Origin of the sequence: Actinomadura chibensis NBRC 106107, assembly GCF_001552135.1 — a bacterium.
In the GTDB taxonomy this organism is placed as follows: domain Bacteria; phylum Actinomycetota; class Actinomycetes; order Streptosporangiales; family Streptosporangiaceae; genus Spirillospora; species Spirillospora chibensis.
Genome location: NZ_BCQP01000004.1, coordinates 154,034 through 166,532 on the forward strand (window position 1 = coordinate 154,034; position 12,499 = coordinate 166,532).

Below are 12,499 nucleotides of genomic sequence, written 5' to 3' on the forward strand. Positions count from 1 at the left end.
CCCCAATGAGACGCCCTGTAAGAAGGCCGCTTGCTCTCGCGCTCGTCCCCCTGCTCGCCGGATGCACCGTCGCGGGCAACGCGTCCGGCGGGGGCGGGTCCGGGCAGATCGTCGTGGGCTACCAGTCCAAGACCATCAACACCGTCACCGCCGGGACGCTCCTGCGCTCGCTCGGCTACTTCGAGAAGCGCCTGAAGGACCTGGGCGGGAAGCACTCCGTCGTCTGGCGCGACTACGACACCGGCGCGCCGATCACCGCGCAGATGCTCGCCGGGAAGATCGACATCGGCTCGATGGGCGACTACCCGCTGCTGATCAACGGGTCGCGGGCGCAGGCGCAGGGCGGCGACGCCGAGACCGAGTGGGTGTCGGTGACCGGCTACAACCTGCGCGGCTCGCTGAACGGCGTGGTCGTCGCGCCCGGGTCGAAGGCGAAAACGCTGCGCGACCTGAAGGGCGGGACGGTCTCGGCGAGCGTCGGCTCCGCCGGGCACGGGACGTTCGTCCAGGCGGCCCGCAAGTACGGGCTCGACCCCGCCAAGGACGTGAAGGTGGAGAACCAGCAGCCGACCGTCGGGGCCTCCGCGCTCCAGGCGGGCAGCGCGGACGCCTTCGCCCAGTTCGTCGCCTGGCCCGGGCTCCTCGTGAACAAGGGGCAGGCAAGGCTGCTCTACGACGGCGGCGACCTGGACGTCCCGACGTTCCACGGCGTGGTCGTCCGCAAGGGCTACGCGAAGGAGAAGCCCGAGATATTGCAGGCGTTCTTGCAGGCGCAGATCGACGCGACGAACTACCTGCACGCCCACCCGTTGCAGGCGGCGGAATCGGTGGCGGCGACGACCGGCCTGCCCGTCGAGACCGTGTACCTCTACAACGGCGCGGGCGGCGTGGCGACGTTCGACCCCACCATCAAGAAGGAACTGCGGGACGCGTTCGTCCAGGACGTGCCGTTCCTCAAGTCGCTCGGCGTCATCCAGACCCCGCTCAAGGTGGACCCCTTCGTCAATGACGCCTACATCAGGAAAGCGGTCGGGCCGTCCTACGACCAGGAGGCGGGTTCCACCGCGAACCCTGCCGCCATCACCGGCACGGACGCGGTCTGCAACAAGAAGGTGGACGACCCCAAGACCGCCGGTGAGGTGTGGGTGAAGGGCGAGCCCGCGACGCGTCCCGCGGCCGACGCCGTGTGCCTGTTGAAGAACGTCAAGGCGCTGCAGAGCGAGGGCAAGCAGATCAGGGCCGTCTACATCCCCGACACCGCCGCCGGGACGCGCTGGTTCGCCGACAAGGACGTCTGGGTCGAGGACCCGTCCGCGAAGGGCCGGTTCAAGCCGTTCGCGACGCCGGAGGGCGCGCAGAAGTACGTGGCCGCGCACTCGGGGGCGAAGGTCGTCCCGTACGCCGAGGCGGTGCGGCGCGCATGAGCGGACTGCACCGCACCCGGCCCCGCCGCGAGGGGCTGTACCGGTGGCCCGTCCGGGCGGCGTCGCTGCTGGCCGCGCTCGCCGCCTGGCAGCTCGTCACCGCCGCGAACCTGCGCGCCTGGGTGCGCTTCGACCGGTTCCCCGGCCCGGTGGACGTGGTCCGCGAGTTCGGCAGGCAGGTCGAGCACGGGCAGTACTGGCAGGACGTCGCGCAGAGCCTCGTGCGGATCCTCACCGGGTTCGCGCTGGCGGCCGTCCTCGGCGTCGCGCTCGGCGTCGCCACCGGGCGCTCCCGCTGGGCGGGGGACGTCCTGCAGCCGCTGTTCGAGGTGGCCCGCCCGATCCCGGCGATCGCGCTCGTCCCGGTCGCGATCCTGCTGTTCCCCGCGAACGAGCAGGGGATCGTGTTCATCACGTTCGCGGCGGCGTTCTTCCCCGTCCTGGTCAGCACCAGGCACGCGGTCAAGGCGCTGCCGGTCGTCTGGGAGGACGCGGTCCGCACCCTCGGCGGCGGACGGTGGCGGGTGCTGGCCCGGGTCGTCCTGCCGGGGGTGCTGCCGGGCGTGTTCGGCGGCCTGTCCATCGGCATGGGCGTGGCGTGGATCTGCGTGATCTCCGCCGAGATGATCTCCGGCGACTTCGGCGTCGGCTACCGGACCTGGCAGGCCTACACGATCGTCGACTACCCCGGCGTGCTCGTCGGGATGGCGACCATCGGGCTGCTCGGCTGGCTCACCTCCGCGTCCGTGGAGCTCGCGGGCCGCCGCCTCACCCGATGGCTGCCCAGAGAAGGGGAGCGCTGATGGCGGGGCTCATGTTGCGGGCCGAGCGGCTGACGCTCGGGTACGGCGGGCGGGCGGTGGTCGCCGGGCTCGACCTGGACGTCGCGCCGGGGGAGATCCTCGTCGTGCTCGGGCCGTCCGGGTGCGGCAAGTCGACGCTGCTGCGCGCGTTCGCGGGGCTGCTGCGGCCGGTGTCCGGGCGCGTCCTCGCGGACGGCGCGGAGGTCGCCGGGCCGTCCGCCGACCGCGCGCTGATGTTCCAGGACGACGCCCTGCTGCCGTGGCGGACGGCGCGCCGCAACGTCGAGCTGGCCCTCGCGCTGCGCGGCGTCCCGCGCGGCGAGCGCCGCCGGGCCGCGCTCGGCTGGCTCGGCCGGGTCGGGCTCGCCGACGCGGCCGGGCGGCTGCCGCGCGAGCTGTCCGGCGGGATGCGCCAGCGCGTCCAGCTCGCCCGGACGCTCGCCGCCGGGCCCAGGGCCGTCCTCATGGACGAGCCGTTCGGTGCCCTCGACGCGCAGACCCGCGCGTCCATGCAGCGGCTCCTGCTGGACGTGCTCGACGGCGCGCCCGCGACCGTCGTGTTCGTCACCCACGACGTGGACGAGGCGCTGCTGCTCGGCCACCGCGTCGTCGTCCTCGGCCCCGACGGGGTCGCGGCCGAGTTCCCCGTCCCGGCGTCCCGCGACGCGGTCCTCGCCGCGCTCGGCGCCGGGTCGTCCCGCCTGAAGGAGGCCGTCTGATGGAGATCCCGCCCGTGGCGGAGCGGCGCGAGCTGAGCTGCGACGTCCTCGTGGTCGGCGGCGGCACGGCCGGGACGATGGCCGCCATCACCGCCGCCGAGCACGGCGCCTGCGTGCTGCTGCTGGAGAAGGCGCACGTCCGGCACTCGGGGGCCCTCGCGATGGGCATGGACGGCGTGAACAACGCGGTCATCCCCGGCAAGGCCACGCCCGAGGACTACGTCGCCGAGATCACCCGCGCCAACGACGGCGTCGTGAACCAGCGGACCGTCCACCAGACCGCCACGCGCGGGTTCGCGATGGTGAAGCGGCTCGAACGGTACGGCGTGAAGTTCGAGAAGGACGAGCACGGCGAGTACGCCGTCCGCAGGGTGCACCGGTCGGGCTCGTACGTCCTGCCCATGCCGGAGGGCAAGGACGTCAAGAAGGTGCTCTACCGGGTGCTGCGGCAGCGGTCCATCCGGGAGAAGGTGCGGATAGAGAACAGGGTCATGCCGGTGCGCGTCCTGACGTCCGGTGGACGCGCCGTAGGGGCGGTGGGGTTCGACACCCGCAGCGGCGAGTTCGTGACCGTCTCGGCCAAGGCCGTGATCCTCGCGACGGGCGCGTCCGGGCGTCTCGGGCTGCCCGCGTCCGGCTACCTGTACGGGACGTACGAGAACCCCACCAACGCGGGCGACGGCCACGCCATGGCCTACCACGCGGGCGCCGAGCTGAGCGGCATCGAGTGCTTCCAGATCAACCCGCTCATCAAGGACTACAACGGGCCCGCCTGCGCCTACGTCGCCAACCCGTTCGGCGGCTACCAGGTCAACGCGGAGGGGACGCGGTTCGTCGATTGCGACTACTGGTCCGGCCAGATGATGGCGGAGGTCAAGCGGGAGATCGACTCCGCGCGCGGCCCCATCTACCTGAAGCTCACGCACCTGCCGGACGAGACGCTGACGTCCCTCGAAGGCATCCTGCACACGACCGAGCGCCCGACCCGGGGCACGTTCCACGCGGGGCGCGGCCACGACTACCGCACCCACGACGTGGAGATGCACATCTCCGAGATCGGGCTGTGCGGCGGGCACTCGGCGTCCGGGGTGTGGGTGGACGAGAACGCGCGCACGACCGTCCCCGGCCTGTACGCGGCGGGCGACCTGGCGTGCGTCCCGCACAACTACATGATCGGCGCGTTCGTGTTCGGCGACCTCGCGGGCGCCGACGCGTCCGCGAACCTGGGGGAGCGGGCGGCGCTGCCGGAGGACCAGATCCGGGCGGCGCACGAGCTGATCTACCGTCCGCTGCGCAACCCGGGCGGGCCGCCGCAGCCGCAGGTCGAGTACAAGCTCCGCCGCTTCGTCAACGACTACGTCGCGCCGCCGAAGACGCGGGCCAAGCTCGACATCGCCGTCGAGACGTTCACGCGCATGGAGGCGGAGATCGCGGCGATGGGCGCGCGGACCCCGCACGAGCTGATGCGCTGCGCGGAGGTCACGTTCATCCGCGACTGCGCCGAGATGGCCGCCCGCTCGTCGCTGACCCGCACCGAGAGCCGCTGGGGGCTCTACCACGACCGCGCCGACCTGCCCGAGCGGGACGACGCGTCCTGGATGTACCACCTGAACCTGCGGCGCCGGGACGACGGGGCGATGGAGTTCGTCAAGCGTCCGGTCGCCCCGTACCTGGTGCCGGTCGACGGGTTCGCCGTCCCCGAGCCGGGGGAGCCGGTGGTGCTCGCGCCGGAGCCGTCCGCGGTCCCCGCCGCCGCTCGCGCGGACGGCCCGGCGCGTCCGGTCGGGGAGGCGCGGCCGATCGGGCGGTCGCCGCGCCTCCTCGAACTGCAGCGGCTCGCCGAGACCGGGCCCGGCGTCGCCGTGATCGCCCCCTACCTCGACGACCCCGACCCCAAGGTGCGGCGCGCGGCCGTCGCGACGCTCACCGAGGTCGCGCCGGACGGCGTCGCCGGGGCCCTCGCGGGCGCGCTCGGCGACGCGCACGGCTCGGTCCGCCGGGCCGCCGCGACCGCGCTGCGCGAGCTGGTCGAGGTGCTGCCCGCGACCGACGCGCTGCGCGCCGACCTCGCGCCCGCGCTCGGCGGCCGGGACGCGCTGGTCAGGGCCGCCGTCCTGGACGTCCTGCGCGCCCTGCGGCTCGGCTCCCCGGACGTGTTCGGCGGCGCGCTGCACGACGCCGACCACCGGGTGCGGATCCAGGCCGTCCGGGGGCTCGTCGCGCACGACGCGGCGGACGCGCTCGGACGGGCCGCCGACGACCCGTCCAGGGAGGTGCGGGTCGCGGTCGCGCACGGCCTCGGCACGGTCGGCGACCCGGCGGCGGCCGGGACGCTCGGCCGCCTCCTCGCCGACGGCGACGCGCTGGTGCGGGCGGCGGCGCTGGAGGCGGCCGCCGGGATCGGCTGCCCGCCGCCGCTGGACGAGGCCGCCCTCGCCGCCCTGCACGACCCGGCCTGGCAGGTCCGCGCGGGCGCCGCGCGGGGGCTCGCCGCCGCGCCCCCGGGCGTCGCGGCCGGCCCGCTCGCCAAGGCCCTGGACGACCCGCACCTGGACGTCCGCAAGGCGGCCGTGCTGGCGCTCGCCGGGTTCCGGGACGTCCCCGAGGCGGCGTCCGCGCTGGACCGGGCCCGCAGCGACCCGGACGCCGACGTCCGCGCCCACGCCCGCCGCGCCCTCGCGGAGGTCAGGGCAGCGACGCCAGGGTGATCAGCGCGGCGGTGGCGGCGACCTCGACCAGCGCGCCGAGGACGTCGCCCGTCACGCCGCCGAGCCTGCGCACGGCCCGGCGGAGCAGGAGCAGCGCGGCGGCCGTGCCGCAGGCGACGGCCGCCGCGCTGTGCAGGGCGCCGCCGAGCCCGCCGGAGGCGCTTCCGGCGGCGGCCGCCGCCGCCAGCACGGCGGCGGTGGCGGCGACCGCCGCGCGCGTCGGCACGGTCCCGGCCACCAGCGAGCCGAGCCCGCCCGGGCGCGCGGACGGGACCCCGGCGCGGCACGCCCACGGCAGCGCGAGCCGCCCGGTCACGGCGGCGACGAGCGCGGCGGCGGCCGGATGCGGCGCCGCGGCCAGCGCCGTCACCTGGACGAGCAGCGTCAGCAGCAGCGTGACGACGCCGAACGGCCCGATGTCGGACCGCTTCATGATCGCCAGCGCGTCGGCGGCGGGGCGGCCGCTGCCGAGGCCGTCGGCGAGGTCGGCCAGGCCGTCCAGGTGCAGGGCCCGCGTGGCGGCGGCGCCCGCCGCGACCGCCAGCGCGGCCGCCAGCAAGCCGTTGAGCTCCAGCAGGTCGCCCGCGAGGAGCACCAGCGCGGCGGCGCCGCCGGTGACCAGTCCGACGGCGGGCGCGAGCAGCATGGCCGCGCGCGCGGTCCCCCGGTCGACCCGCCCCGACCCGACCGGCACGATCGTGAGGAGCGTGACCGCGAGCCGGAGCCCGGCGATCATCCGAGCTCCAGCACGCGGCCAGCCACGACCAGCGCCGCCTCCTCGGACTCGGCCGCCAGCCGCTGGTTGAGCCCGCCCAGCAGGTCGCCGAACGCCCGCCCGGACGCCGTCGCGGGGACGAGCGACAGCCCCACCTCCTCGCTCACCGCGACCACCCGCGCCTCAGTGCCGCGCCAGGCCGAAACGAGGTCGTCCAAGAGCGGACGCACCAGGGACGGGCGCTCCCATGCCCCGGCCTCGTCCATCGCGGCGGCGAGCCAGGTGCCGATGCCGTCCACCAAGACCGCACCGGTCGCCGACCCCAGCACCCCTACGAGATCGGTCGTCTCGACCGTGCGCCACCACGCCGGACGGCGGAGCCGGTGCGCGGTGACGCGTTCGGTCCACTCCGGGTCGTCGTCGCGGGACGGTCCGGTGGCGACGTAGAGGACGTCCGGGCACGCGGCCAGGCGCAGTTCCGCCTCCGCCGACTTGCCCGACCGGGTGCCGCCGAGCAGGAGTGTCCGGAACGGGCCATGCTCCGGGCGCAGCCAGAAGGCCGTCCTGCGTTCCAGCTCCGCCGGCGAGGAGACCCGGTGGTCGACGTGGACCGCCACGACCTCCGTCTTCGGCGTCACCGCTCCGACATGGCGCAGACGACCCAGATGCTCGGGCGAACCCACCAGATCAAGCAGGACGGCGTCGTACACGGCGCCCCTGACCGGCTCCGGCCTCGCCCCCGGACCGGACGCGACCAGGGCCCGCCCGCCGCGCGGAGCGCGCACCTCGTAGCCGCCGGGGACGTCCGTCTGCGGGAGATCGTCCAGCGGGACGCCGTCGATGACCGCGCCGAACGGCCCGTACCGGGCCCCGGCGGCGCGCAGCCGCCCGCAGGACGCGCACCGGCACCCCGGCTCGGGCCACCCCCCGGACGCGGCCGCGCCGCGAAGCTCGATGTCCATCTCGACCGGAACTCTACGGTTACGCTCGACCGGAAGGCTCACGACGTCCCCCGAGGAGGCCCCGGTGGGCAACCCCCCGAACGCGCCGTGGCCGGGCGGTCCGGCTCCGGGCCCGGGTCCCGGCGCGCAGCCGCCCTACGGCCCGCCGCCGCCCGGCGGCTGGCAGCCCGGACCGCCCCCGCCTCCGCCCCCGCGGAAGGGCGGCGGGCTGGCGCTCGTGCTGATCGGCGGCGGGCTCGTCCTGCTGCTGGTCCTGGTCGGGGTCGTGGTGCTGGTCGCGCAGGGCGGCGACGACAAGGGCGGCGGAGGAGGCGGCGGAGGCGGCGGCGACGTCCGGCTCCAGGTCGGGCAGATCGCCGGGGGCGCGGAGGCCACGCCGCTCGCCGACGGGAGCCTCGTCATGGCGAGGCCCGGCGTCGCGTCCCCCGTCGTCGACATCTACGAGGACTTCGCCTGCCCGCACTGCGGCGCGTTCGACCGCATGCACGACCCGATGCTCAAGGAACTGGCCGTCGCCGGGCGGGCCAAGATCGTCTTCCACCCGATGGTGATCTTCGGCGAGAGCAACCAGCCCGCGCACGACAACTCGCTCCGGGCGGCGTCGGCGCTGCGCTGCGTCGGCGACGGCGCCCGCTGGCTCTCCTACCAGGACGCCCTCTACGCCCGCCAGCCGGCGAGCCTGGAGACCCGGGGGTACGCGACGTCCGAACTGGTCGCCTACGCGCGGCCGCTCGGGCTCACCGGCGACGGGTTCACGGCGTGCGTCGAGAACCAGCGCTACGCGGAAAGTGTCAAGACGGTCAGCCAGGGCTACATATCGTCCGGCGTCCAGGGGACGCCCAGCGTGCGGGTGAACGGACGGACGCTCAGCACGTCCGACACCGAGAGCGCGGACGCCCTCCGCCGCGCGATCGAGGCCGCGTCCTGATCCCCGCGCCGGGCGGGACGGGCTAATCTCACCGCGACGAGGGAGGACGAACACGATGGCGTGGAGCTGGCGGCTGGAGAAGGCCGACGGGCGGACGGTCGGCATGTCGGAGGAGACGTTCTCCACCCAGGCGGACGCGGAGAGCTGGCTGGGAGAGAACTGGCGGGGCCTGCGCGCCGACGACGTCGACTCGGTGACCCTGCTGGACGGCGAGTCGGTCGTGTACGGGATGAGCCTGCAAGACCCCGAATGACCCGTACGCGGAAGCGGGGACGGGCCGCCCGGCCCGTCCCCGCCTCGTTCGCGCGGCCGCTCAGGGGCGGCGCGGCGGGCTGCCGGTCTTGGCCGGGTCGCGGATGACGACCGGGCCGAGGACGTCGTCGATGCGCTTCAGCACGTCCTCGTCCAGCTTGACCCCGGCCGCCTTGACGTTGTCGGCGACCTGCTCCGGACGGGACGCCCCCACGATCGCCGCCGACACGTTCGGGTTCTGCAGCGTCCACGCGATCGCGAGCTGGGCCATCGACAGCCCGAGCTCGTCCGCGATCGGCCGGAGACCCTGGACGCGGGTCAGCAGGTCGTCGTTCAGGTAGCGCTTGATCATGTCGGCGCCGCCCTTGTCGTCGGTGGCGCGCGACCCCTCCGGCAGCGGCTGCCCCGGCTTGTACTTGCCGGTCAGCACGCCCTGCCCGATCGGGGACCAGACGATCTGGCCCACGCCCTCCCGTTCGCACAGCGGGACGACCTCCTCCTCGATCACCCGCCACAGCATCGAGTACTGCGGCTGGCTGGACACGATCCGGTCGAAGCCCATCTCGTCCGCGATCTTCAGGGCGCGCTCGATCTCCTCGGCCCGCCACTCCGACACGCCGATGTACAGCGCCTTCCCCTGCCGGACGACGTCGTCGAACGCCCGCAGCGTCTCTTCGAGCGGGGTCTCGTAGTCGAACCGGTGCGCCTGGTAGAGGTCCACGTAGTCGGTCTCCAGGCGGCGCAGCGACCCGTGGATCGACTCCATGATGTGCTTGCGCGACAGGCCCCGGTCGTTCATGCCGGGACCGGTGGGCCAGTAGACCTTCGTGCAGATCTCCAGGCCCTCGCGGCGCTGCCCCTTCAGCGCGCGCCCGAGCACCGCCTCGGCGCGGGTGCCGGCGTACACGTCCGCCGTGTCGAAGGTGGTGATCCCCTCGTCGAGGGCCGCCCGCACGCACGCGCGTGCCGCGTCCTCCTCGACCTGGGAGCCGTGGGTGAGCCAGTTGCCGTACGCGATCTCGCTGACCTTCAGACCGCTCCGGCCCAGGTTTCGGAACTCCATGGCCACGACCCTAGCCCGCCGCGCACCGGGCGTTTCGCATCGCCCGGACCCGCCGCTCCCGGACGACCGTCCGGGAGCGCGCCGGTCGGGTCAGACCTTGTCCTTCTCGCCGACCCGGACCTGCGGGTTCGGCACGCGCAGCCGCCTGATCTGCATGGCGCGCATCGCGGCGTACATCCCGACGCCCCGCGCGTCCTCGTCCGGGTGGCGCTCGGCCGCCAGCTTCTTGATCCCCCGGCTGATCAGGATGCCCTCCACGAACACCGCGACCAGCAGGAACGGCGGCACGAACAGGACCAGCAGCCGGGCCAGCGGGATCGGGAGCATGCTCAGCAGGACGATCGCGAACATCGCGTACATCAGGTACGAGCCGATCGTGCGGCGCGCGTCCACGTAGTCGCGGGCGAGCCGGCGGACCGGGCCCTTGTCCCGCTTGAGCAGGTGTCTCTCGTCGCCCTTCGCCATCCCGGCGCGGGTCTTGGCGCGGTCGGCGGCCTGCCGCTCCCGGACCTTCCGGTAGGCCTCCTTGCGGTTGGCCGGGGGCGCGGTGATGGGCTGCCGGCGCAGCTTCTCGGCGTCCCTCCGCTTCGGCGTGGGACGTCCCTTGCCTCCCGCCTTTACTACCTCAGGAGGATTCGCCGGGGCTTCCGGGGTACGACGCTTGAACACGGGATCAGACTACCGGCTGCGAACATCGTGGCTGCCTCGCGCGTTAACGCGTAGGGTGATAAGAACCCCAGCAGTGGTCATTGAGCCCAGTTCACGACTGAGGCGACAGCACGAAGGGACCGGCGCCGCGCGATGAGCGTGATGAAGCGAATGTCGATGATCTTCAAGTCCAAGGCGAACAAGGCCCTGGACCGCATGGAGGATCCTCGCGAGACGTTGGATTACTCCTACCAGCGCCAGCTGGAGATGCTGCAGAAGGTCCGTCGGGGGGTCGCCGACGTCGCCACCTCGCGCAAGCGTCTCGAACTCCAGATCAACCAGCTTGAGCAGCAGCAGACCAAGCTGACCGACCAGGGCAAGAAGGCGCTGCAGGTGGGCCGCGAGGACCTCGCCCGCGAGGCGCTGACCCGCCGGGCCGGGCTGGAGGGCCAGCTGAACGACCTGCGCGGCCAGTACCAGCAGTTGCAGGGCGAGGAGGAGAAGCTCACGCTCGCCTCCCAGCGGCTGCAGGCCAAGGTCGACTCCTTCCGCACCCGCAAGGAGACGATCAAGGCGACCTACACGGCCGCCGAGGCGCAGACGAAGATCAACGAGGCGTTCTCCGGCATCTCCGAGGAGATGGGCGACGTCGGCCTCGCGATCCAGCGCGCCGAGGAGAAGACCGACACGATGAAGGCCCGCGCCGGGGCGATCGACGAGCTGCTGGCGTCCGGCGCCCTTGAGGACTTCTCCGGCCCGAAGGACGACATCCAGGCCGAGCTCGACCGGATGGGCTCCGGCCCCGGCGTCGACCTCGAACTGGAGCGTTTGAAGGCCGAGCTCGGGCAGGGCCCCGCGCCGAAGGAGCTGAACCAGGGCGGCGCGCCGACCGCCCACCCGCAGCAGCAGGACACCCCCCAGCAGGCCCAGTGGCCGCAGAACCCCGGGGGTGCGCAGTGATCGTCCGCCTGATGGGCGAGGGCCAGCTGGACGTCGCCGACGACGACCTGTCCTCCCTCAACACGCTCGACGCCGAGCTGGAGTCGGCGATCGAGTCGGGCGACGAGACCGCCTTCCGCGCGGCCCTGCACGCGCTGCTGGAGAACGTCCGCAAGGTGGGCAGGCCGCTGCCGCCCGACAGCCTGGCGCCGTCCGAGCTGATCCTGCCGCCCGCCGACGCGCACATCGACGAGGTCCGCGCCATGCTGGGCGACGAAGGACTGATCCCCGACTGAGCGGCGCGGAGCGCGCGCAGCCGACCCGGTCGCCGGGCTGCAAACGGACGGCCAGGCACAAAAACCGGGTCCAGGTCGTTATGACAAGTGAATACGGTATCGGGCAAGTACAGGGGGTGGCCGCATGGCCAGGACGCGCTATGCCTCCGACCGGGGGCTGACCTCGCGGATGCTCGTGACGATGTTCCTGCTGGGGCTGGTGTACGTCGTCTTCGTGGGGGCGTTCTTCGTCTTCGTGCCGCAGTGGGCCTTCGTCGCGCTCGCCATCGCGGTCGTGTTCCTGCTGGCCCAGTACTTCTTCTCGGACCGGATGACGCTCTTCGCCATGCACGGCCGGGTCGTCACCCCGGACGAGGCGCCCGAGCTGCACGGCGTGATCGACCGCATCTGCGCGATGTCGGACGCGCCGAAGCCGCGGGTCGCGATCGCCGACACCGACGTGCCGAACGCGTTCGCCACCGGGCGCAACCAGAAGAAGGCCGTCGTCTGCGTCACCACGGGGCTGCTCCGCAGGCTCGACCCCGTCGAGCTGGAGGGCGTCCTCGCGCACGAGATGGCGCACGTCGCGCACAAGGACGTCGCGGTCATGACGATCGCGTCGTTCCTCGGCATCTGCGCGGGCCTGATCACCCGGTTCGGCCTGCAGATGGGGCTGTGGGGCGGGTTCAGCCGCCGCAGCAACGACCAGAACACCGGGCTGATCCTGCTCGCCGTGGTCGCGGCCAGCGCCCTCGCCTACGCGGTCAGCTTCCTGCTCACCCGCGCGCTGTCGCGGTACCGCGAGCTGTCCGCCGACCGGGCCGCCGCGCTGCTCACCGGACGCCCGTCCGCGCTCGCCAGCGCGCTGACGAAGGTGACCGGGGAGATCGCGCGGATCCCGACCAACGACCTGCGGTCCGCGCAGGCGTTCAACGCGTTCTTCTTCACTCCGGCGCTCGGCAGGGGCTTCAGCGTCTCGTCGCTGTTCTCCACGCACCCGACGCTCGACAAGCGGCTCGCGCAGCTCTCGAAGATCTCCGCCGAGCTCAGCAGGGGAGTCTGA

The 12,499-nt window shown here is 73.5% G+C and carries 13 protein-coding genes; 9 read left to right on the forward strand and 4 right to left on the reverse strand.

The annotated features are described in order from the left end of the window. The first annotated feature begins 5 nt into the window (after positions 1-5). From ACH01S_RS02555 to ACH01S_RS02570, 4 genes are read left to right on the forward strand one after another with little or no spacing between them, the layout of a single operon-like run. Entirely contained in the window at positions 6-1,424 is a 1,419-nt protein-coding gene (locus ACH01S_RS02555; protein ID WP_067884865.1) for an ABC transporter substrate-binding protein, read from the forward strand. Further along, complete coding sequence (locus tag ACH01S_RS02560) at positions 1,421-2,227, forward strand: ABC transporter permease (protein ID WP_067884867.1); 807 nt, start codon at positions 1,421-1,423, stop codon at positions 2,225-2,227. Before ACH01S_RS02555 ends, ACH01S_RS02560 begins: the two co-directional genes overlap by 4 nt. Beyond that, on the forward strand, positions 2,227-2,946 hold the full coding sequence (locus tag ACH01S_RS02565; RefSeq protein ID WP_083980219.1) for an ABC transporter ATP-binding protein: 720 nt from the start codon (positions 2,227-2,229) through the stop codon (positions 2,944-2,946). The genes ACH01S_RS02560 and ACH01S_RS02565 overlap by 1 nt, the downstream gene beginning before the upstream one ends. Beyond that, entirely contained in the window at positions 2,946-5,654 is a 2,709-nt protein-coding gene (locus tag ACH01S_RS02570) for a fumarate reductase/succinate dehydrogenase flavoprotein subunit (RefSeq protein WP_067884871.1), read from the forward strand. Before ACH01S_RS02565 ends, ACH01S_RS02570 begins: the two co-directional genes overlap by 1 nt. On the opposite strand, the gene ACH01S_RS02575 is transcribed toward ACH01S_RS02570, so the two are convergent. Together ACH01S_RS02575 and ACH01S_RS02580 are read right to left on the reverse strand one after the other, a co-directional pair. After that, positions 5,632-6,390, reverse strand: coding sequence for an adenosylcobinamide-GDP ribazoletransferase (locus ACH01S_RS02575; RefSeq protein ID WP_067884872.1), 759 nt, complete (start codon positions 6,388-6,390; stop codon positions 5,632-5,634). The two genes, ACH01S_RS02570 and ACH01S_RS02575, sit on opposite strands and share 23 nt — an antisense overlap. Next, positions 6,387-7,331, reverse strand: a complete 945-nt coding sequence (locus tag ACH01S_RS02580; RefSeq protein ID WP_067884874.1) for a bifunctional adenosylcobinamide kinase/adenosylcobinamide-phosphate guanylyltransferase — start codon at positions 7,329-7,331, stop codon at positions 6,387-6,389. The genes ACH01S_RS02575 and ACH01S_RS02580 overlap by 4 nt, the downstream gene beginning before the upstream one ends. A gap of 64 nt (positions 7,332-7,395) precedes the next feature. Here ACH01S_RS02580 and ACH01S_RS02585 point away from each other — a divergent pair, with 64 nt between their 5' ends. Further along, positions 7,396-8,259: a DsbA family protein gene (locus ACH01S_RS02585; protein WP_067884876.1), complete on the forward strand. Its 864-nt coding sequence runs from the start codon at positions 7,396-7,398 to the stop codon at positions 8,257-8,259. A 55-nt stretch (positions 8,260-8,314) separates the two neighbouring features. Next, positions 8,315-8,512, forward strand: a complete 198-nt coding sequence (locus ACH01S_RS02590) for a hypothetical protein (protein WP_067884878.1) — start codon at positions 8,315-8,317, stop codon at positions 8,510-8,512. Between the two features lie 60 nt (positions 8,513-8,572). On the opposite strand, the gene ACH01S_RS02595 is transcribed toward ACH01S_RS02590, so the two are convergent. Further along, positions 8,573-9,574 carry an aldo/keto reductase family protein gene (locus ACH01S_RS02595; protein ID WP_067884880.1) on the reverse strand — a complete coding sequence of 334 codons (1,002 nt, stop codon included), beginning with the start codon at positions 9,572-9,574 and terminating at the stop codon, positions 8,573-8,575. A gap of 90 nt (positions 9,575-9,664) precedes the next feature. Next, positions 9,665-10,243: a DUF3043 domain-containing protein gene (locus ACH01S_RS02600; RefSeq protein ID WP_067884882.1), complete on the reverse strand. Its 579-nt coding sequence runs from the start codon at positions 10,241-10,243 to the stop codon at positions 9,665-9,667. A gap of 132 nt (positions 10,244-10,375) precedes the next feature. On the opposite strand from ACH01S_RS02600, the gene ACH01S_RS02605 reads away from it, so the two are divergent. The 3 genes from ACH01S_RS02605 (at position 10,376) to htpX (ending at position 12,499) form a co-directional block, all read left to right on the forward strand. Next, a complete protein-coding gene (locus tag ACH01S_RS02605; RefSeq protein ID WP_246236740.1) occupies positions 10,376-11,182 on the forward strand; it encodes a PspA/IM30 family protein in 807 nt (268 codons plus the stop codon). Beyond that, positions 11,179-11,457, forward strand: coding sequence for a PspA-associated protein PspAA (pspAA, locus tag ACH01S_RS02610; protein WP_067884885.1), 279 nt, complete (start codon positions 11,179-11,181; stop codon positions 11,455-11,457). Before ACH01S_RS02605 ends, pspAA begins: the two co-directional genes overlap by 4 nt. 124 nt (positions 11,458-11,581) lie before the next feature. Then, the gene (gene htpX, locus ACH01S_RS02615) at positions 11,582-12,499 is read left to right on the forward strand and encodes a zinc metalloprotease HtpX (protein ID WP_067884886.1); all 918 of its coding nucleotides are present in this window, start codon (positions 11,582-11,584) and stop codon (positions 12,497-12,499) included.

Excerpts from the sequence above, each read along its gene's own strand:
- ACH01S_RS02555 (WP_067884865.1), top strand. The coding sequence starts at position 6 with ATGAGACGCCCTGTAAGAAGGCCGCTTGCTCTCGCGCTCGTCCCCCTG.
- ACH01S_RS02560 (WP_067884867.1), top strand. The coding sequence starts at position 1,421 with ATGAGCGGACTGCACCGCACCCGGCCCCGCCGCGAGGGGCTGTACCGG.
- ACH01S_RS02565 (WP_083980219.1), top strand. The coding sequence starts at position 2,227 with ATGGCGGGGCTCATGTTGCGGGCCGAGCGGCTGACGCTCGGGTACGGC.
- ACH01S_RS02570 (WP_067884871.1), top strand. The coding sequence starts at position 2,946 with ATGGAGATCCCGCCCGTGGCGGAGCGGCGCGAGCTGAGCTGCGACGTC.
- ACH01S_RS02575 (WP_067884872.1), bottom strand. The coding sequence starts at position 6,390 with ATGATCGCCGGGCTCCGGCTCGCGGTCACGCTCCTCACGATCGTGCCG.
- ACH01S_RS02580 (WP_067884874.1), bottom strand. The coding sequence starts at position 7,331 with ATGGACATCGAGCTTCGCGGCGCGGCCGCGTCCGGGGGGTGGCCCGAG.
- ACH01S_RS02590 (WP_067884878.1), top strand. The coding sequence starts at position 8,315 with ATGGCGTGGAGCTGGCGGCTGGAGAAGGCCGACGGGCGGACGGTCGGC.
- ACH01S_RS02595 (WP_067884880.1), bottom strand. The coding sequence starts at position 9,574 with ATGGAGTTCCGAAACCTGGGCCGGAGCGGTCTGAAGGTCAGCGAGATC.
- ACH01S_RS02605 (WP_246236740.1), top strand. The coding sequence starts at position 10,376 with ATGAGCGTGATGAAGCGAATGTCGATGATCTTCAAGTCCAAGGCGAAC.
- htpX (WP_067884886.1), top strand. The coding sequence starts at position 11,582 with ATGGCCAGGACGCGCTATGCCTCCGACCGGGGGCTGACCTCGCGGATG.